General features: G+C 47.1%; 11 protein-coding genes and 1 pseudogene. 11 read left to right on the top strand and 1 reads right to left on the bottom strand.

Annotation, left to right across the window (positions count from 1 at the left end; genetic code table 11):
* Positions 1-99: 99 nt before the first annotated feature.
* The 10 genes from ACRRS1_RS11945 (at position 100) to ACRRS1_RS11900 (ending at position 17,154) form a co-directional block, all read left to right on the top strand.
* The gene (locus ACRRS1_RS11945) at positions 100-1,737 is read left to right on the top strand and encodes an aspartyl/asparaginyl beta-hydroxylase domain-containing protein (RefSeq protein ID WP_432467751.1); all 1,638 of its coding nucleotides are present in this window, start codon (positions 100-102) and stop codon (positions 1,735-1,737) included.
* A complete protein-coding gene (locus ACRRS1_RS11940) occupies positions 1,737-1,985 on the top strand; it encodes a hypothetical protein (RefSeq protein ID WP_432467753.1) in 249 nt (82 codons plus the stop codon). The genes ACRRS1_RS11945 and ACRRS1_RS11940 overlap by 1 nt, the downstream gene beginning before the upstream one ends.
* A gap of 195 nt (positions 1,986-2,180) precedes the next feature.
* Positions 2,181-2,693, top strand: coding sequence for a GNAT family N-acetyltransferase (locus tag ACRRS1_RS11935; protein WP_432467754.1), 513 nt, complete (start codon positions 2,181-2,183; stop codon positions 2,691-2,693).
* Positions 2,694-2,735: 42 nt separating this feature from the next.
* The gene (locus tag ACRRS1_RS11930) at positions 2,736-3,038 is read left to right on the top strand and encodes a DUF6916 family protein (RefSeq protein ID WP_432467755.1); all 303 of its coding nucleotides are present in this window, start codon (positions 2,736-2,738) and stop codon (positions 3,036-3,038) included.
* 31 nt (positions 3,039-3,069) lie between these two features.
* On the top strand, positions 3,070-3,594 hold the full coding sequence (locus ACRRS1_RS11925) for a phage tail protein (protein WP_432467757.1): 525 nt from the start codon (positions 3,070-3,072) through the stop codon (positions 3,592-3,594).
* A 13-nt stretch (positions 3,595-3,607) separates the two neighbouring features.
* Entirely contained in the window at positions 3,608-4,132 is a 525-nt protein-coding gene (locus tag ACRRS1_RS11920; RefSeq protein ID WP_432467758.1) for a phage tail protein, read from the top strand.
* 15 nt (positions 4,133-4,147) lie between these two features.
* A complete protein-coding gene (locus ACRRS1_RS11915; protein ID WP_432467759.1) occupies positions 4,148-4,681 on the top strand; it encodes a phage tail protein in 534 nt (177 codons plus the stop codon).
* Between the two features lie 151 nt (positions 4,682-4,832).
* Complete coding sequence (locus ACRRS1_RS11910; protein WP_432467760.1) at positions 4,833-5,999, top strand: S8 family peptidase; 1,167 nt, start codon at positions 4,833-4,835, stop codon at positions 5,997-5,999.
* An 11-nt stretch (positions 6,000-6,010) separates the two neighbouring features.
* A complete protein-coding gene (locus tag ACRRS1_RS11905) occupies positions 6,011-7,120 on the top strand; it encodes a TIGR03032 family protein (RefSeq protein ID WP_432467762.1) in 1,110 nt (369 codons plus the stop codon).
* Entirely contained in the window at positions 7,117-17,154 is a 10,038-nt protein-coding gene (locus tag ACRRS1_RS11900) for a tandem-95 repeat protein (RefSeq protein WP_432467763.1), read from the top strand. The genes ACRRS1_RS11905 and ACRRS1_RS11900 overlap by 4 nt, the downstream gene beginning before the upstream one ends.
* Positions 17,155-17,619: 465 nt before the next feature.
* Here the strand turns inward: ACRRS1_RS11900 and ACRRS1_RS11895 are convergent.
* Positions 17,620-17,877, bottom strand: a pseudogene (locus ACRRS1_RS11895) (IS66 family transposase); the annotation flags it as partial.
* 127 nt (positions 17,878-18,004) lie between these two features.
* On the opposite strand from ACRRS1_RS11895, the gene pyrC reads away from it, so the two are divergent.
* Complete coding sequence (gene pyrC / locus ACRRS1_RS11890; protein ID WP_439033356.1) at positions 18,005-18,976, top strand: dihydroorotase; 972 nt, start codon at positions 18,005-18,007, stop codon at positions 18,974-18,976.
* The last annotated feature ends 645 nt before the right edge of the window (positions 18,977-19,621 follow it).

Raw genomic sequence — 19,621 nt, 5'->3', positions numbered from 1 at the left:
TTGTGCATTTACTCTTTTAGATGTAGAACCTTGCATGTATAATCATTGTTTGATATTAATGCAAATGGATTGTTTTATCATTAATAAGGTGTTTGAATATTGGGTGTTGCTATTCGTCGTATACCGCTAGACTTTCCTGTCTCTCCAACCCTGCTGGCTTCTATTGAAGCGCTGTCGGATGGCGAGTGGTTAGCCCATGTTAACCGTGCTTGCTATGACGGCGAATGGGATGTTTTTCCATTACGCGGTCTTGCCAAGTATCAGGATCAGTCACCGATCTTGCAGGCATTTGCGCTGGAAGAGTCAGAATCTGAGGCAGATTTTGATAATTATGCCTCGTTACAGAACTGCCCGGAGCTTACCACTTTTCTCGCTCAACTAAGCTGTCCCATTCTTTCTGTTCGCTTAATGCGCTTGAGCCCCGGAGCAACAATTGCACCGCATCGAGATCACGGCTTGTGTTTCTCGAAAGGTCAGGCTCGGCTTCATCTCTGTCTGCAAACCGATCCCGATGTCGAGTTTATCGTCGAGGGCGAGTCGGTCCATATGGGCGAGGGCGAGTTGTGGTACCTCAATGCAGATATGGAACATGCGGTATACCACCGGGGAAGCAAAGACCGTATCCATGTGGTGATTGACTGCATTGCCAACGATTGGCTGCGAAATATGCTGGGGTTGCCGGAGTATCGTGAGCTGGCAGACTATTCAGTCCCAGAGCGACAAGCCTGGTTAACTAAGTTGGCTGAGCAGATTGTGTCCTGTCCACACGAAGAACGTTATGGATTACGTAAGCCGTTAAGGGAACTGGCAACCAGCCTAGCCAATTTGAGCGCTTTGGACTTGCACCCCGATATTTTCCTGGACACCGACTTTACCATGACACCCTATGGGAAGGCGGTATCAATGACAACGGCGGCGCAGTGTGCGGAAGAAGTGTTGCGCACCGCGGTATTTGTACGTGCTATCCATCAGGCCATTAGCGAAAGATTACACCCTGAACAACCCGTTTCTGTGTTATATGCCGGAACCGGTCCTTTTGCGACTTTATTACTGCCTCTGATGGGAATGTTTTCAGCAGAGCAGATTCAAGTGACCATGCTCGATATTCATGCCGAGTCCTTGGAGAAACTCCAAGCTTTAGTCGAAGCGTTTGGCTTGGGGGATCGCGTGGCAGATTATATCTGTGCCGATGCGACCCGTTGGCAGCCTGAAATCCAGTTTGATTTGATCGTTTCGGAAACCATGAAGGCTGCGCTGGCTACAGAACCACAGGTCAGTATTTTCTCGCACTTGGTGTCATCCCTAAAACCGACAGGATCATTGATTCCGCAGGCTGTTGAACTGACAGCGAATGGGTTATATCGCGAAGGAAAACGCATTCCTTTAACGGCGAAAGGGCGGCTGGATCGGACAACGGCGTCTGATTTCGCTAACGGTAATCAACAGGCATTGGACATGAGTGCACCTCTATCCGAGCGGTGCAGTATTCAGGCTATCGAGATTTGCACCGACATTCAGGTTTATGGGCATCACCGTTTAACCGCCTATGACTGTAGCCTTAACCTTCCTTTCGTGATCCCTTTTTCATCATCGACGCAGCAATTCATTTGCGGTTCTGAGACGTCGAAGGCCAGAGGCGTTGTACAGCTAGCGTATTCCACAGGCTCAGAGCCGGGTTACTCCTTATCGTTAATACCATCAACAACTGATACTGCAGAAATCGAGGGGCAAGAGTAATGCAAAAAGGATCACCTGTAGAATTAGATCTGCAACGTCGTCAGATTATCGGTACGGGCCTTGCTGCTTTGAGCGTGGCTAGTGTCGCGGGATTATCAGCACCGGTATTTGCCAATAACCAATTATCAACAGACAGTGCCGCTCAAGATAATTGCAGTCGTTTGACCGAGCAGCAAGTTGCTTCATTGGGAATCAACGCGTCTACCTTTACCGTAGAAACGCCTGAGGGGGAGACGCTGACTTTGTGACACGCCAGCTGAGAATGGCGCGTCGATATAAGGATCTCTTATATCTTTCATACCAGAACGAGTCTTCAATACACGTTTATGATTCAGTTTCTTTACAGCCTCGATTCGAGATCCTATTGAGGTGATTGGTGGGCTGAGTGGTGAACAGAAGTGGGTGTTCTCGCTCTAGAACAAGCTGTAACAAGGATAAAACAGATGCAAGCGTTGAAGTTACCGGATGGATTGTATTTACGTCCTAAAGTACAGTCAGATGAGCCATTTTTGCAGGCTCTCTATATCTCTACCCGTGATGATTTGCTGTTGATAGATCAGAGCCAGAGTGAATACCAGCAGTTGGTTGAAATGCAGTATCAAGCGCAATGCGCAGGTTATGGTGAGCAGTTTCCGAATGCACTGTATTTCATTATTGAACATCACCACCAGCCAGTTGGAAAAGTGTCGATTGATTTTGGAGCGAATGATATTCGGATTGTCGACTTAGCCTTGGTTCGTGAAGCGAGAGGGAAGAATTTGGGTAAAGGGGTGATCCAGTCGTTGCAATTTGCTGCAACTCAGGCAGGTGCGCCGCTGAGCTTAACCGTTGATCAGCAGAATCTGTTTGCCAGACGCTTATATCACTCTCTGGGATTTATTGTTGAGAGTGAACAGCAGCCTTATACCTTAATGGTGTGGTACCCACCGAGCAATAGGGTTGTTGTTGGCGTATAAGTGAATAAACAAAAGAATAGAAGAATAAAGGAAAAGGTGTCGATGGCAAATTATAACGCGGAAAACTTAACTCGTATTTTGGGTAAAGAAATCATAGTACGAGATGAGCAAGAAAACGAGGTACCTCTTACGGTTGCCGAGGTGAATATTAGCAGCCTGAATGGTGATGAATGGGAGGCTTTTTCTGTGATTTACAAAGGTGATGCTAGTTTTCATATACCGCAGGGAACGTTTACTTTCTGTCATTCGGTATTTGGTGAGATTGCTTTGTTTGTTTCGCCCAAAAGTGAGACCGAGTATGAAACTGTCATTAGCCGCAAACGGCCTGAATTAGTAATGTCGTAAAGTATCATATTAATCATAAGGAGATCATTTTATGTCGGATCCATTCCTTGGTGAGATTGCAATGTTTGGCTTTAATTTTGCACCTGTGAAATGGGCTAATTGCGATGGGAATATAATGCCAATAAATAGCAACGAGGCATTATTTTCTTTACTTGGTATCCAATTTGGTGGTAACGGTCAAACAACCTATGCGCTGCCAGACTTTCGTGGCCGTGTTCCGATAGGAGTTGGTGATGGTTATGTTCAGGGCCGTCAGGGAGGATCTGAAAACGTCACTCTAACTGAGGCAACCATGCCAAGCCATACCCATGCAGTGCAAGCAACCACTGAGGCTGCGAGTAATAAGCCATATACCGGGGCGGTATTTGCAGAAGCCCATGACGGCAAGACGGGGCCAGTTATTGATTTTTATAGCACATCAGCAAGTTGGAACCATGCTCTGAACTCAATGAGCGTTTCGCCATTCGGGGAAGGTCGCGCCCATAATAATATGCAGCCGAGCCAGGTGCTGAACTTTTGTATTGCACTTGAAGGTATTTACCCATCCCGAAATTAATTGGAGAATCACAATGGATCCATTTATTGGTCAAATTAAAATGTTTGCAGGTCCTTTTGCTCCGCGGAATTGGGCGCTGTGCGATGGGCAATTATTACCTATATCACCATATACGAAATTGTTTTCTTTAATCGGTACGTTTTATGGAGGGAATGGCCGTTCGAGTTTTGCCCTGCCGGATATGCGCGGGCGCTTGTCAATGAATTATGGCCAAGGTCCTGGGTTGACGAACAGACTTCTAGGCTCTCGTTTTGGTGTCGAGAGTGTCAATTTAACGGCTAATGAACTGCCTACACATACCCATGCGTTACAAGCCTCAACACTGAGTACCCAGTCGGCGTCCCCGGAAGGAAGAATGGTTGCTACGCCTGATACCGGTGAGACTTTGTTTGTTGATTTTGATTCAGCAAAACAGGCCTCACTTAGAGAAAATATTGTGAAGGAAACGGGAGCCGGGCAAGTGCACACAAATGAAATGCCGTTTTTATGTGTCAATTTCATTATTGCTCTTGAAGGCATTTACCCTTCTCGTAACTAATTTGGAGTCATGATTATGTCAGAACCATTTCTTGCTGAAATTCAAATGCTACCTTATACGTATTCCCCTAGAAATTGGGCATGGTGTGATGGAAGAATAATAAGTATCGGTGACAACAGTGCTCTGTATGCGGTGATTGGTACTCTTTATGGCGGCGATGGCCGTGTTAATATGGGATTGCCAAATCTAAAGGGGCGTGTTCCTATGCATGCAGGTCAAGGTTTTGGCTTGTGGCCGCGTCATACGGGAGACGATGGAGGAACCCCAGAAGTAACGATACTCCCGAGTCAAATTCCCCCACACACTCATGAATTATCAGGTGTTAATAAACCGGGAACGACCAATTCGCCAGATAATAAGATGTTGGCGCTAGACACTGCCGCAGGAAATAACTTCTTTTTTATGAATAAGACGGCGACGCCAAATGTTGATATGGCATCAAGAACTTTGTCAAACGCGGGTGGGACACAAGGTCATGAAAATAGGCAACCCTATTTGGCAGTTAATTTTTGTATTGCACTAATGGGAGATTTCCCGTTAAGAAATTAAGAGATGTAAAATAGATATGTACTGTTTGAGTCTCTGGCGAAGATTCAGAATCAAATTAAATAGTAAAGTGAGGGGCACTGTCTTTCTGAACTATTGTTTTCTTGGGTTGACAGGGTTGATATGTGTCGAAGGTATATTAAATGCAACAAACGTGTGTGCCCAATCGCTAGAGTTTCAGAATTTTAGTCAAGATGTTGAAGTTGATGTTTCAGATGACCGCTTAACGTCTATTGAAGGCGGCGAACTATATGGTCAGCTTTCAAATCGATTAATTATCAAAACTCATAGTATGACAGACAAATATAGCCTAGAAAGTTTAGCTGAAGGTATATGTGATTGTCGTGTACAGGTTAGCGCATTGTATGCCTCTCCTCGTTTTAATTATTTTGTGGTTTCAGTGCCACTTGAGGCTGTATCTACAGTTGTGATTAAGGAACTGTCAGAGAAAAGTGAGGTTTTGTTAGTTCAGCCAGATGTTTTGCTGATCCGGAATCGGAGTAGCCAAAATGAGTTGAGTGGCAATATTCAAAGAGAGCCTAGTCCACTGAGTTCAATAATGCCTTTTTGGAATGTGCAGGGAATTGGACAAGTGGGAAACACGAGAGAAGTCCGAATTGCGATTATTGATGATGGCTTTGATTTTACGCATGGGGATTTATCTCATGTCGATGTGGCATTTGCTTATGATGTTGAGCGCCAATCTTTTGATGTTATGCCTATTTTGCCTGTAGACGGGCATGGTCAACGAGTCGCCGGTGTGATTTTTGGGGCCCACAATAATCAGGGGCCAGATGGGATTTTTACCGATGCCCGATTAATCGCGATTCGACAGACAAAGCAATGGACTTCTCATACGCTATTGGCTCTGAGTGTAGCTGCCCGTGCGGGGGCAGAGGTAATCAATTGCAGTTGGCACAGTGAAAGTTTGATGCAGCCGGTCGCGGATATTGTCAATGACTTGGCTAAATGGGGAAGAGCAGGGCGAGGGTTGCCAATTGTATTTGCTGCTGGCAATAAGGGCAAAGTAATTAGCATAAACGAGCATGAAGCAGCAATAAGGTCGGCGATTGTGGTAGGAGCCCTGGATCAGTCTTTTCAAATTGCTTCTTTCTCAAACCGAGGCCCGTTTGTAGATGTGTATTTCCCCGGGAGTAAGCTATTAAGTACGAATGTTAACAATAAGTATGGGAAGTACAGCGGCACATCATTTTCAGCTGCATTGGCAACGGGGTACATTGCTTTGCTTATAGCAAGTAACTACGAAATATCGTTAGCAGAGATAAATAATAAGCTTTCTTTGCTAGCATGGAAAAAATAAAAGGGACTGTAATGAGCGTTATAGATAATGGGCAGGCTGAAGAACTATCGCCACCATTTAATTTTGATAGTGTTTACAACGATAGTTTTCATCAGGTTTTGTCAAATTTGAATATTTCCCTGGTGGTAACCAGTTATCAGTCTCAGAAATTATTTTTTATTCGCTCTATCAATGACGGTATTGATGTTCATTTTAAGACTTTTCATCGACCAATGGGGTTGGATGTTTCTGAGCAGCAGATTACGGTTGGAACATTTACTGAAATTATTCGATTTCGGCGGGATGATGAGGTTATTTCTTTATTGGATGAGCAAGACAATGTTGATGCTTGTTTTGTTACGAATGTGAGTCATACCACAGGAATGATCAATATCCATGATATTGCCTATGGTGATGAAGGGTTATGGGTTACAAACAGCTCTTTTTCTTGTTTAGCCACGATCGAGCCAGATTACAGCTTTGTTCCTCGTTGGGTACCTTCATTTATATCGGAATTAGCACCTGAGGACAGATGTCATTTAAACGGTATGGCGATGTTGGATGGAAAGCCTCGTTATGTCACAACCTTTAATCAATCTGATGAAGCTGGAGCTTGGCGTGGGTTGCGCCAGCAGGGCACTCTGATTGATGTCAAAACAAATGAAGTGTTACTAAATGACTTAGTGATGCCGCATTCTCCGCGTTGTTATCAAGGGCTGGTTTATTTTTGTGAATCAGGTTATGGCAAGGTGCGTTGCTTTGATCCCAATACTCGTGAAGTAACCACAATTCTACAATTGAATGGTTTTGTGCGCGGAATGGACTTTTTCGGCCCTTTGATGTTTGTCGGCTTATCTAAGGTGCGATCAAGCGATATTAAGCAGGCGCCCCCCATAGCAAGATCATCAACGGAGACTGAGTGTGGGATATGGATCATTAACCTCGATAATCAACAAGTAGTAGGTTGCCTGAAATTCGAGGGGGATATTAACCAAATTTATGATGTGGCGGTATTAAAAAATTGCTGCTATCCAGAATTGCTTGAGCCGAATCATTCGCTGTTGAGCAATGTATTTCACTATCCCATCCTTGAGACTGAAACGTCAGCTGATAATCAAACTAAAGAGAGGGATCTCGCATGAAAGTGAATAAGCTTCAAGCAATGCTGCCCTTGCTTGCCTTGGGAACGCCTGCAGTGGCGCAAACACTGACACGAAGCATCAGCAGGCAACATAACCAACGGGTATCGGTAGCAACAAAGTCGATTTATTCGGCATCAAAAAACCAAGCACTTGTTAGTTTTTCTGGTTTTAGTGAAAACCATGCAGCGGTGGCTAAAATCCAACAAGAAGAAGCGATTAATCAGTCGGTTTTGTCCTTTCTGGCTGATAATAATTTTATTGCTGAAGAATCACTTAAACCAACCTCAGTTAGTGGTGATTTAACAAACTTGAAAGGGCGAAAGAACTTTGTGTCCTGTTCAAAATATCCAAGTGTATACACAACTGAAACGGCTTGTACTACAGCGGGACATAACTGGAATGGTGGAAGCAGTAATACAGCTCCGACTATCAGCGGGTCACCTGCAACGACTGTCAATCAGGGTACCAGTTACAGTTTTACCCCTGTAGCTAATGATGCTGATTCTGATTCGCTAACATTCAGTATCAATACCAGGCCAAGCTGGGCAAACTTTAATACATCAACAGGAGCGCTTACAGGTACCCCTACCAGCAGTGATATAGGTACCACGTCAAATATTGTGATTTCTGTGAGTGATGGGACTGAAACTGTTAGCCTTGCCGCATTTAATCTTGAAGTCCTCTCCGTTAATGCAGCACCAACCGACATCGGCTTAAGCTCCAGTACCATAAACCAAAGCGTCACAGCTACGGGTGCTGATGTCGGGACCTTGTCGACTGTCGATAGTGATGGAGCAGATAGTCATAGCTATTCTCTGGTGAGTTCGGGCTCTGCTGCAAATGGTAGCTGTAGCGGAAGTGACGGAGATAATACTAATTTTCAGTTTAATGGCAGCACTCTAGAGACTAGCAGTAGTTTAAGTGCCGGCAGTTACAGTGTGTGTATTCAAACTAACGATGGCACAACGACTTTCGAAGAAGCTTTTAGTATTTCTGTAACTGATGATGTCGCACCAACAATCACCAACGTCACTATTCCTGATTCAACTTACAAAGTCGGCGATACGGTTACTACAACTATTACAGTCAGTTCAGATACTGACGATTACATCACGGGCAGTGGTGGAATTTCGGGCACTATTAATGGCTACACGCTAAGTAATTTATCGAGATCCAGCGATACGACTTATACTGCCCAGTTCACCATCACTGATGGTGGTACTGATGTCGCAGCAGGCAGTGATGTAGCGGTTAACGTTACCCTCACAGATAGCGTCGGTAATACCTCTAGCACCTATTCAACAGCAATCAGTCAGTCAGGCGACGCTATTTACGCGAACTACCCTAAAGTTTCACTGGGGGCTGATACCAATACCATCAATGAAGATGGTGGGGTTAGCACACTTACGGTTTCACTTGCAAATAGTTTGAATAATCAGTGGCCCGAGGACATTACCGTTAATTTGTCCTACTCGGGCACAGCCACGGTCACGACGGATTATACCAAATCCAACAGTATTTCTATTTCAGCGGGAAGTAGTTCTGGCACCGCTGCAGTCACTGGTGTAGCGGATACCTTGTACGATGCTGCCAGCGCAGAAACTGTGATTGTTGACGTCTCTACTGTGTCGGTTGGCACTGAAGATGGTACTCAGCAACAGACAATTTCAATTACTGATGCCGAAGCAGCTCCTACTGTGTCTCTGTCCGTGGGCTCAAGTACGGTGGCCGAAAACAATGGTATTGCCAGCATAACGGCGACGTTGGATCATGCGACCTATGAAGATGTCACGGTTGGTCTGAGCTATTCCGGTACTGCGACAAGTGGCACCGACTTTGCGACACCGAGCAGTAGCATCATTATTTCAAGTGGTGCTACCTCGGCCAATGCCGCTACGGGTATAACCGGCAGTGATGATGGTGACGAGGAAGGTGCTGAAACCATTGTTATCGATATCGGCAGTGTTGCTGGCGGTGGTTCTTCCGAAAATGGCGCCCAGCAACAAACAATCACGATTAGTGACGATGATGATACAACCCAACCTGAGATAGCCAGTGTTTCTGTGCCTGCAGATAGTACCTATGTTGCGGGTCAATCACTCAGTTTTACCGTCAATACCGATGAAGCTGTGACCGTCAGCGGTTCGCCCAGCCTGACGTTGGATATTGGTGGCACAACGAAATCAGCTACCTATGCGTCGGGCTCAGGCTCTCAGGCATTGGTCTTTACTTATTCTGTTGAAACAGGTCTGGTCGATAATGATGGTATTTCGGTAACGGCTTTGAATATGAGTGCCAACGAGATCCAAGACGCGGCAGGGAATGACTTAAATGTTGCACTTAATTCAGTGGGTTCGCTGACAAATGTGCAGGTTGATAGTGTGGCGCCAACGGTAACGGGAGTGAGTGCTAGTACGGCTGATGGTCAATACAATGAAGGCGATACTATTGCCCTCACGGTAAGTTTTGACGAGGCAGTAACAGGCACACCGCGATTATTGTTGGAGACGGGTACCACAGATCGCTATGCGACCTATACCTCTGGCTCGGGCAGCACGACATTGGTATTTCAGTATACGGTACAGGCGGGTGATACCGCCAGTGATCTCGATTATGCCAGCACAACAGCGTTGGAGCTCAACAGCGGTACCATCAATGATAGTAATGGCAATGCAGCAGACTTGACGCTTGCATCACCAGGCTCAGCCAACAGCCTGGGTGCCAACAAGGCTATTGTGATTGATACTACGCAGCCTACGGTTACGATCAGTAGCGATAAGTCTGCTCTGAAGCGTAGCGAGACGGCCACAATTAGTTTTACGTTAAGTGAGACCAGCAGCGATTTAATCAAAGACGATGTCACCGTGGTTGGTGGAACGCTAAGTGATTTTTTTGGTAGCGGAACTAGTTATACAGCGACTTTCACACCGAGTGCTGATAGTAATGTTACAGCAACTATAGATGTTTCAGCAGGTAAGTTTACGGATAGTGCTGGCAATAATAACGATGCAGCCACCCAAGAAACGATTAGTGTGGATACAGCCCAGCCGACGGTGGCGATCGCCTCGACCAGCGATGCCGACGTCAACGGTGCCTTTACCGTCAGCTTTACCTTGTCAGAATCAAGCAGTGATTTTGCCGATACGGACGTGACCGTCAGCGGCGGTACCCTGAGCAACTTCAGCGGCTCGGGCACCAGCTACAGCGCCACGGTCACGCCAAATACCGAGGGCGCGGTGACCGTCGATGTGGTCGCGGGCGTCTTCAGCGATGCCGCAGGCAATAACAACAGTGCGGCTACTCAGCTGAGCCGGACGTATGATGCCACCCAACCGACGGTGGTGATTGCCTCGACCAGCGCTGCCGACGTCAACGGTGCCTTTACCGTTAGCTTTACCTTGTCAGAGTCGAGCAGTAATTTTGCCGATACGGACGTGACAGTGAGTGGCGGTACTCTGAGTAACTTCAGCGGCTCGGGCACCAGCTACAGCGCCACGGTTACGCCAAGCACCGAGGGTGCGGTAACCGTCGATGTGGTCGCGGGAGCCTTCAGCGATGCTGCAGACAATACCAACAGTGCGGCCACCCAGCTGAGCCGGAATTATGACAGCACCAAGCCGACGGCAACTACCTTCAGCGCCTCGGATACGGAGCTAAAAGCGGGCGAGACGGCCACCATCAGTATTGTTCTGAGCGAGGCCAGCGGTGACTTTGCCCAGAGTGATATCAGCGTAACGGGCGGCGAGCTGTCGAACTTCGCTTCAACCAGCGCTACCCAGTACAGCGTGCTCTTCACCCCGACGGCTGATTCCGAAACCAATGCGACGTTAGACATCAATGCTGATACCTTCACCGATGCGGCGGGCAACGGCAATACCGCGGCCACCCAGCTGGCGCTGACGGTTGATACGCAGGCACCGAGCGGTCACAGCGTGATCATTGATCAGGCGCTGATTAACCGGGTGAACGAGGCTGCGCTCAGCTTTACCGTATCAGGTCTGGAAAGTGCAGGTTCATTTACCTATCAAATCGGTGATGGTACCAACAGCATGTCTGGCTCTTCACCGGTTGCTGTTGATGCTGTGAGTGAGCAGGTGACGGGTATCGATGTCAGCACGCTGGCCGAAGGTACCCTGACGTTGTCTGTTGAGGTCTCGGATGAGGCGGGCAATGTTGCCGCGAGCACTTCTGCGACGGTTGTGAAGAAATATAATGTCGCGCCGCAGTTATCCGGTACGCCTGCAACGTCGGTCAATGAGGATGCCGCCTATAGCTTTACCCCGACCCTGACCGACCCGGATCAGGGAGATTCTCATACCTATAGTATTGAAAACAAACCAGACTGGGCGGAGTTTGATACCTCGACCGGCGCGTTGACCGGTACACCGGATGATGCAGCGGTTGGTAATTACAGCAACGTCCAAATCAAAGTCTCTGACGGGACGGATGAGGATACGCTGGATAGCTTCAACATCGAAGTCGGCAATACCAATGATGCCCCGGTTGGGCAAAACTTTGGCTTTACCCTGGATGAAGCCGCCACTCTGACGGTAGCCACTGCAAATGGTCTGCTCAGCAATGCGGCGGATGACGATACGGACAGTGGCGATACCTTAACGGTATCCGTTGTTACAGGTCCTCAGTATGGTCAGCTAAACCTAAGCGAAGATGGCAGTTTCAGCTATCAGCACGACGGCAGTGAAAACCACAGTGATAGCTTTACTTTCCAGGTTGTCGATGCGTCCAGTGCAAGATCTGAAACCCGCACCGTGAATTTGACCATGAATGCGGTGGCAGATGCACCTCTTACTGTCAACGACACGGCAACAACCAGTGAGGATGTCGCAGTCATTATCAAGCTGCTGGATAATGATTATGATCCGGAAGAGGATATGGTGCCTTCCTCAACTGCAGTGGTGACCGAACCTGGCAAAGGTAGCGTGACAATTACCAATGGTATTGCCAGCTATACACCGAATACCAATGCCAATGGCCAGGACAGTTTCACCTATACAGTGAAAGATGCCTTGCTCAATACGTCGTCAGAAGCGACGGTCACGGTGACAATTACTGCAGTGAACGATCTGCCGGTCGCGGGGAACCTGAGCGCCACGGTGGATGAGGATACCGCCACAGACTCCCTGGCGGTGAGGGATGCGGCCAGTGATGTCGAAGACGGCAAACCAACCGGTGATATTAAGTTGGCTACCGAGCCGACTATCGGTAGCGTCGCCATCGACCAGGCCGCGGGTACTCTGGTGTATACACCTGATCTCAACGAAGTCGGCACCGATACCTTCACTTACACTATCACTGATAGCGAAGGCGGGGTCTCTGAGCCGGCTACGGTGACGGTGAACATCGGGGCAGTGAACGACCGTCCGGTTGCTGGAAATGACAGTGTGACCACGGACGAGGACGTAGCGGCTACGCTGGCGATCCTGACCAACGACTCGGATATCGAAGATCAGACCTTCACCAAAGCGAATATCACTCTGGAAGATCAGGGTAATGGTGCGGGTAACTATGCCAAAGCGGAAGTCACAATTCAGGATGATGGCAGTCTGGCGATCACACCGCGTGCAAACGAGAACGGTACTCTCAGCTTTACCTATACCCTGACTGATAGTGAAGGCTTGCAGTCTGAGCCGGCGACCGTGACGGTTGTCCTGACTCCGGTCAATGATGCGCCAGTGGCAGCAGACAATACCGCTGAGCTACAGGAAGAGGGCTCGTTCGAGGTCAACGTGCTGGGCAATGATACCGATGTCGATACCAACGATAGCTTCGACCTGACCAGTGTGACGGTTGTCCAGTCACCGGCCAACGGCCAGGTTGAGGTGATATCGACCGGGGCGATTGTCTATACTGCTAATGCCAACTATTACGGTGATGATACCTTCACGTATACCGTGAAGGATGCTGCCGGTGCGGTGTCTAATGAGGCAACGGTGACCATGACTGTCACTTCGGTTAACGATGCACCGGTTGCGACTGCCCAGTCTCAAACGCTGGATGAAGATACCACACTGACACTCACACTGAGCGGGACAGACATCGAAGACGATGCCCTGGTGTACAGCATTACTGAAAGCACCAGCAATGGTGAGCTTGAGCAGTTGAGTGAAAATAGCTGGCGTTATACACCGAATACACACTTTAACGGTGCAGATAGCTTCAAGTTCAAGGTCAATGACAGCGAGCTGGACTCCGAACCGGTTGAAGTGTCGCTGACGGTTAATCCTGTCAATGACGCGCCAAGTGTGCAGAGCCTGTCGGTAAACGGAGAAGAAGACAAAGCCCTGATCATTACTCTGGTTGGCAGCGATGTGGAAAACTCGTCACTGACATATCAATTGGTGACGCCGCCAGAAAATGGCAGCGCTCTGTTGAGTGGCAATAAAGTGACGTATCAGGCGGATGCTAACTTCTTCGGTCAGGACAGCTTTACCTACAAGGCTAATGACGGTGAGCTGGACTCGGCAATTGCGACAGTGACGATAACGGTAGCCGGGGTCAATGACGCACCGACGATCAGTGGTACACCAGGCACTTCGGTTGATGAAGATACGGCTTATCTATTTACCCCTGTCGGTCATGATAATGACACGGCGGATACACTGAGCTTCGATATCGTCAACAAACCAAGCTGGGCCAGCTTCGATGAAGTGACAGGGGCGCTGAGTGGTACCCCTGATAACAGTCATGTCGGCACGACCAGCGGGATTGTGATTTCGGTCTCTGACGGGGCGGCAAGTGACTCATTACCTGCCTTCAACCTGACAGTGAAAAACGTCAATGACGCTCCGGTGGGTGAGTCTTTTGTTATCAATTTTGACGAGGATACCAGCACTGACATTTCACCTGTGTTGTCTGATGTAGACAGTAGTAACCTGACACGATATGTAATTTCTTCGCCAGCTCATGGTTCGTTGATGGCAACCGAGAATGGCTGGACCTATACCCCGGTAGCAGACTACAACGGTAGCGATACTTTTGAATATCAGGTGAGCGACGGTCAGGCGTCTTCAGTTACGTATAGCGTGACGTTGAACATTGCTGCAGTGAATGATGATCCGATTGCGGTGGATGATGCTTTTGTCCTGACTGCTATTGACCAGGCGATTTATGCGCTAGATGTTCTTACCAATGATAGCGATGTAGATGAAGACACAGTGCAGCTTGACTGGGTGATACCTACATCTGGGCAGGCCAGTCTTCAGGATAATAATATCCTACTGGCTACCACGCAAAGCGGCACAGTAACGGTGCAGTATGGGATTGTTGATGGCAATGGCGGCAAAGCAACGGCTAAAGCCACAGTGACCATTAAGAGCGACAAACTTGAAGCTCCAACGATCACTGCACCGGATGATGTGGAAGTGAATGCAACCGCCTTGTCGACCAAAGTGGATTTGGGCACGGCGGTCGCCTTTGACAATACGGGTAAACCACTGCCTGTTTCGTTGGTCGATAACACGACTTTCTTCCGTCCTGGCGTGAATACCGCGTACTGGCAGACTAAAGATTCACAAGGCAATGTGGCTGAAGCGAGTCAGACGGTAACGGTTCATCCGTTGGTGAGCATCGAGAAAGATGGGGAAACCACGGAAGGTACTTCGCATACTGTGAAAGTCTACCTTAATGGCCCGGCCCCGTCGTATCCAATGATTATCTTTTATACTGTGTCAGGAACTAGCGACGGTAAAGATCACACGCTGACAAGTGGTGAAGTGAGCATCACGACAGGCACTGTCGGGGAGATCACATTTGATGTGAACTCTGACGATGTATCTGAAGGAGCAGAAACTCTTACTATCGCACTGGATTCGTCCTTGAATCTGGGCAGTAAGAACCAGTATACGCTGAGCATCTATGAGCAGAATATTGCGCCGAAAGTGAGCGTAATCGTGAAGCAGAGTGACGAGCAACGTAACAAGGTGGAAAACAGCGAACAGAGAGTGACAGTTACCGCTACGGTAGCAGATCCGAATGTCGGAGATACCCATACTTATGCTTGGGTTGCTACTGATGACAAGCTGGCTGCAGCCATTGTGGGTCAGACGCAAGAATTGACTCTAAGTTTCTCGCCATCAGAGTTGAGCCCGGCGATTTATCACATGCAGTTGACTGTGACGGATAGCGGTACGTTGTCAGTGAAAGAAGATGTTTACCTTGAGGTGGTAGAAGCTTTGGCGGTACTGGGTGATGCAGACAGTGATGGTGACTTGATCCCGGATAACCAGGAAGGTCATAACGATAGTGATAACGATGGTATTCCAGATTACCTTGACGCTATATCTGAATGCAATGTGTTACCGCAGCGGGTGAGTCAACCGGCCCGCTTCTTAGTGGAAGGACAGCCTGGCGTATGTTTGAAAAAAGGGGAGTCGATATTAAACAATCAAACGGGTGGTAGTGAGCTCTTTGTTGATGAATTAATTACTGATGCAATTGCGGATAATGTTGGTGGTATTTTTGACTTTGTTGCTGTTGGTTTACCGCAACCTGGTGGTAGTTATCAATTGGTATTTCCACAGCGTCTACCGATACCTGCGAACGCCATCTATCGTAAATATCGTGTCGAAACGGGCTGGAGCAATTTCATTGAAGATGCGTCGAACTCACTAGCCTCAGCTGAAGGGGAGCAAGGTTATTGCCCACCTCCAGGGGATGAAAGTTGGATAAATGGAATGACCGAGGGGCATTGGTGTATCCAAGTAACCATAGAAGATGGAGGTCCTAACGATGATGATGGAAAAGTTAATGGCAGTATTATCGACCCTAGTGGTGTAGCCGTAATGAGTAGCTTTAACACCTTGCCTACGGCAAATGACGATACGGTGACGGTTAATCGTTATGGGCGTTCCTTGATTGACGTATTGAGTAACGACACTGATGTCGATGGAGATATTCTCACGCTTAATAATGCAACCGCAAATATCGGTCAAATTGCTATTTCAAATAATCAGCTGGAGTACACCACAGTACCTGAGTTCTTTGGTGAGGATACGATTGTCTACAGCATTACCGACGGAGTTGGAGGTACAGGTAGTGGTACGGTAAATGTGACTGTGGTCAATAGCCAAGTGCCAAGTGCTGTGGACGATTTTGCAGAAACTGATGATCGTACAACTATTCGAATAGATGTTATGAGTAATGATACGGATCCTGATGGGGATACATTAACGCTCGTGTCTGCATCAGCACTACAAGGTGAGGTTTTAGTGAATAGTGACAACACGTTAACTTATACACCAAAACGTGGGTTTGAAGGGGAAGATGTAATCTCCTATACAATCAATGACTCATTTGCACTGCAAAGCACGGGCCAAGTAAAAGTCAAAGTGGCCTTGTCTCATGACATTGAAGTGACGAATACTTCGGGAGGTGCTATGTCGGTGGGAGGTGTTGTTCTCTTGTTGTTAGCGATGATGCGTTTGCGCCGACCAAAACGAGTTTTGGTCTTGCTCGGGTTGTTATTGGCTAGTTTCCAGAGTCAGGCTAATTGGTTTTTGGACGTTGACCTTGGAATGAGTATAGCCGATGAACGACGCTCGTTTGTCTCAGAGACAGAATACGAAACAGACGATTCTGATTTACTGTACTCACTTGGAGTCGGTTATGCTTTCAGTGATCGTTGGTCGATTGGATTGAAATATATTGATATGGGTGAAGGAACTACAAAGTTAAAAACAGTCTCTGTCGACCCTGATGAATATCACAAGAGCGTCGCAGCGGTCGCTCCTATTCTACCAGAGGGCCTAGCTACTGAAGTGCAGTACAACTTTTGGCAGGGTGAATACTTGTTTGCCAATGCTAATGTAGGAGTATTTCGTTGGAAATCAGAAGTAGAGAGTCACTATCAAGGTAAAACGATTAAGACCAAGTTTAACGGATTCGATGCGAACGCTGGGTTAGGGATAGGTTATAGAGCCTCAGAGGCGGTGAGCATTCAACTTAAGTTTGATCGTTATTTCATTGATGTTAACGATGTTGATACGGTTAGCATACGAATGCGTTATCAATGGTAGTGATTGTTACAATAGGATGAATAATAAGCCAACATTTTTGTTGGCTTATTTGTTTGGTAAAGGTCGCATGCTCGGCCTTCCAATTTGCTTCATGTACTTCTAGGTTTGGTACCAACCTTCAATAATGCGGCATGAAATCCTCGGGATTAAAGCAGCGACACCTAGTGATATATGAGATAAAAAACACTCGACACCCATACTCTCCATAAATTACAAAGCTAAGGCTATACAGATCACCGCGATGCCAGAAAGCTGGTGAAGTGTGACCGATGGAGATACACAATCACTCCGTAAGCGTCTGCGAACCGACTCATTGACTTTCTAATATCAACACAGATACCGCCAACTAAGGCGGTATCTGTCATTCTGAACGCTATTCGGGGAGGGAGGGCTAGTCCGTTTTTGGCATGTTCCAAGGAAGATGATGAGCATGGTCACCCCACTCTTCAGTGTCGGGATTTCTCGTAGCACGTATTCCAGGTATTCATACGGTTGACAGTCGTTAGTCTTCGCGGTTTCGATAAGACTGTACAGCACGGCACTGGCCCGTGCTCCATTATGACTCTTCCAGAACAACCAGTTGTTCCACCCTACCGTGAACGGACGTACTGAGCGTTCCGCTCGGTTATTATCCATGCTTAACCGACCATCATCGATAACTCGTACTAACTTCGACTATTGATTGAGACTGTAGCTTATCGCCTCACCCAGTTTACTTTTAGGGGGGAGACTTGCGAAACAACTTGGGGTAGACTTTCACGATTTCATATTGAATTAGGGGAACGTTGTGACGCAAGAGTTGACTATTATTCGGCCTGATGATTGGCATTTACATTTGCGTGATGGAGCAATGTTATCAGTTGCCGCGAATGCAACCGCTAAACATTTTTCCCGAGCGATTGTGATGCCAAATTTAACTCCGCCAGTGACTCGAGTTGAAGATGCTCGAGCGTATTTGCAACGGATCAAACAGGTTCTTCCCCAGGAGAGCTCTTTTGAACCACTGATGACTCTCTATTTAACCGATGCGACAAGCCCACAATTGATTGAAGAGGCGGCAGCCAGTGGCATCATTAAAGCCTGTAAATTGTATCCAGCCAATGCCACGACAAACTCAGCTCATGGTGTGACCGACGTCGATGCCTTGCGCCCAGTGTTTGAAACAATGGCAAAGCATAATATTTTACTGCTGGTGCATGGGGAAGTGACACATGCCGATATCGATATTTTTGATCGTGAAGCAGTATTTATCGATAGCTATATGCGGAATTTGGTCAAGTCCCTACCGGAACTGAAAATTGTTTTTGAACATATCACGACTGCCGAAGCTGCGGAATTTGTCCTCAGCGCGCCAGATCATGTCGGGGCAACAATTACGCCTCAGCATTTAATGTATAACCGCAACCATCTTTTGGCGGGGGGCTTAAGACCTCATAACTATTGTTTACCAGTATTAAAGCGTCAAAGTCACCAACAGGCTTTACAACAAGCGGTTGCCAGCGGAACGCCTAAGATTTTTTTGGGAACGGATTCAGCGCCACATTTACAAGGTGCAAAAGAAAGCGCCTGTGGTTGTGCCGGCTGTTATAGTGCGCCAGCTGCTATCGAGTTATATGCAGAAATATTTGAGCAACTGGGAATTTTGGACAAGTTGGAAGCCTTTGCTAGTTTTAATGGTCCTGATTTTTATGGCTTACCCCGTAATAAAGAGACCATTACCCTAAGCAGGCAGGCTTGGCAGGTCCCATCACAGGTGATGGTCGAGGAACAAGCCTTGGTACCATTCTATGCTGGTGAAACTCTGCAATGGCAAGTCAGATAAAAAAAGCCCTTTGCTTAATAAAGCAAAGGGCCGCATAAATTGTATAATTACAAACACTGCAATAGGTAACTAAACGCGAAGACTGAATTAGCAAATCAGTCTTTTTAACATTACAGCGGGATCAAGCATTACACCATGCCCCAAATGGGTGAATTGAGTTAATATTGGCTTTTGTTTGGTGTTTTTATGAGGCTTGCTGGTCGCGAATCACAGAGAAAAAAAAGCCCTCTGTTTAATATAAACAAAGGGCATGCATAAATTGTGTAGTAAACACAGCAATAGGTAACTAAACGCGATGACTGAATTAGCAAATCAGTCAGTTAAATCATATAGTGAGGCCATCTAGCTATCCATTCCCCAAATGGGTGAATTAAGTGGATATTCATAAGAATAGCGATGGCGCATAGGGAAAGGCGTATGTTTGCTGATTTCTGGCGATTTCACTGCGGTCAGAATATAAAAAAGCCCTTTGCCTAATATATAAGCAAAGGGCCTGCATAAAATGTGTAAAAATTACACCGCAATAAATAACTAAACGCGATAACTGAATAAACAAATCAGTTGCGTATAGGATATAGTTCAGTGCTTAGACTGACCATTCCCCAAATGGGTGAATGAAGTCAACATTGAGATTTTCTTGATGTA

The organism is Agarivorans sp. Z349TD_8 (assembly GCF_050870825.2).
Classification (GTDB): Bacteria; Pseudomonadota; Gammaproteobacteria; order Enterobacterales; family Celerinatantimonadaceae; genus Agarivorans.
The sequence above is the reverse complement of the archived record's forward strand: the minus strand, read 5'-3'. Positions and strand labels throughout refer to the sequence as shown.

What these genes read in the sequence shown, in the direction of transcription:
- ACRRS1_RS11930 (WP_432467755.1), top strand. Translation starts at nt 2,736, where the DNA reads ATGGCAAATTATAACGCGGAAAACTTAACTCGTATTTTGGGTAAAGAA.
- ACRRS1_RS11935 (WP_432467754.1), top strand. Translation starts at nt 2,181, where the DNA reads ATGCAAGCGTTGAAGTTACCGGATGGATTGTATTTACGTCCTAAAGTA.
- pyrC (WP_439033356.1), top strand. Translation starts at nt 18,005, where the DNA reads ATGTTATCAGTTGCCGCGAATGCAACCGCTAAACATTTTTCCCGAGCG.
- ACRRS1_RS11915 (WP_432467759.1), top strand. Translation starts at nt 4,148, where the DNA reads ATGTCAGAACCATTTCTTGCTGAAATTCAAATGCTACCTTATACGTAT.
- ACRRS1_RS11940 (WP_432467753.1), top strand. Translation starts at nt 1,737, where the DNA reads ATGCAAAAAGGATCACCTGTAGAATTAGATCTGCAACGTCGTCAGATT.
- ACRRS1_RS11925 (WP_432467757.1), top strand. Translation starts at nt 3,070, where the DNA reads ATGTCGGATCCATTCCTTGGTGAGATTGCAATGTTTGGCTTTAATTTT.
- ACRRS1_RS11900 (WP_432467763.1), top strand. Translation starts at nt 7,117, where the DNA reads ATGAAAGTGAATAAGCTTCAAGCAATGCTGCCCTTGCTTGCCTTGGGA.
- ACRRS1_RS11905 (WP_432467762.1), top strand. Translation starts at nt 6,011, where the DNA reads ATGAGCGTTATAGATAATGGGCAGGCTGAAGAACTATCGCCACCATTT.
- ACRRS1_RS11920 (WP_432467758.1), top strand. Translation starts at nt 3,608, where the DNA reads ATGGATCCATTTATTGGTCAAATTAAAATGTTTGCAGGTCCTTTTGCT.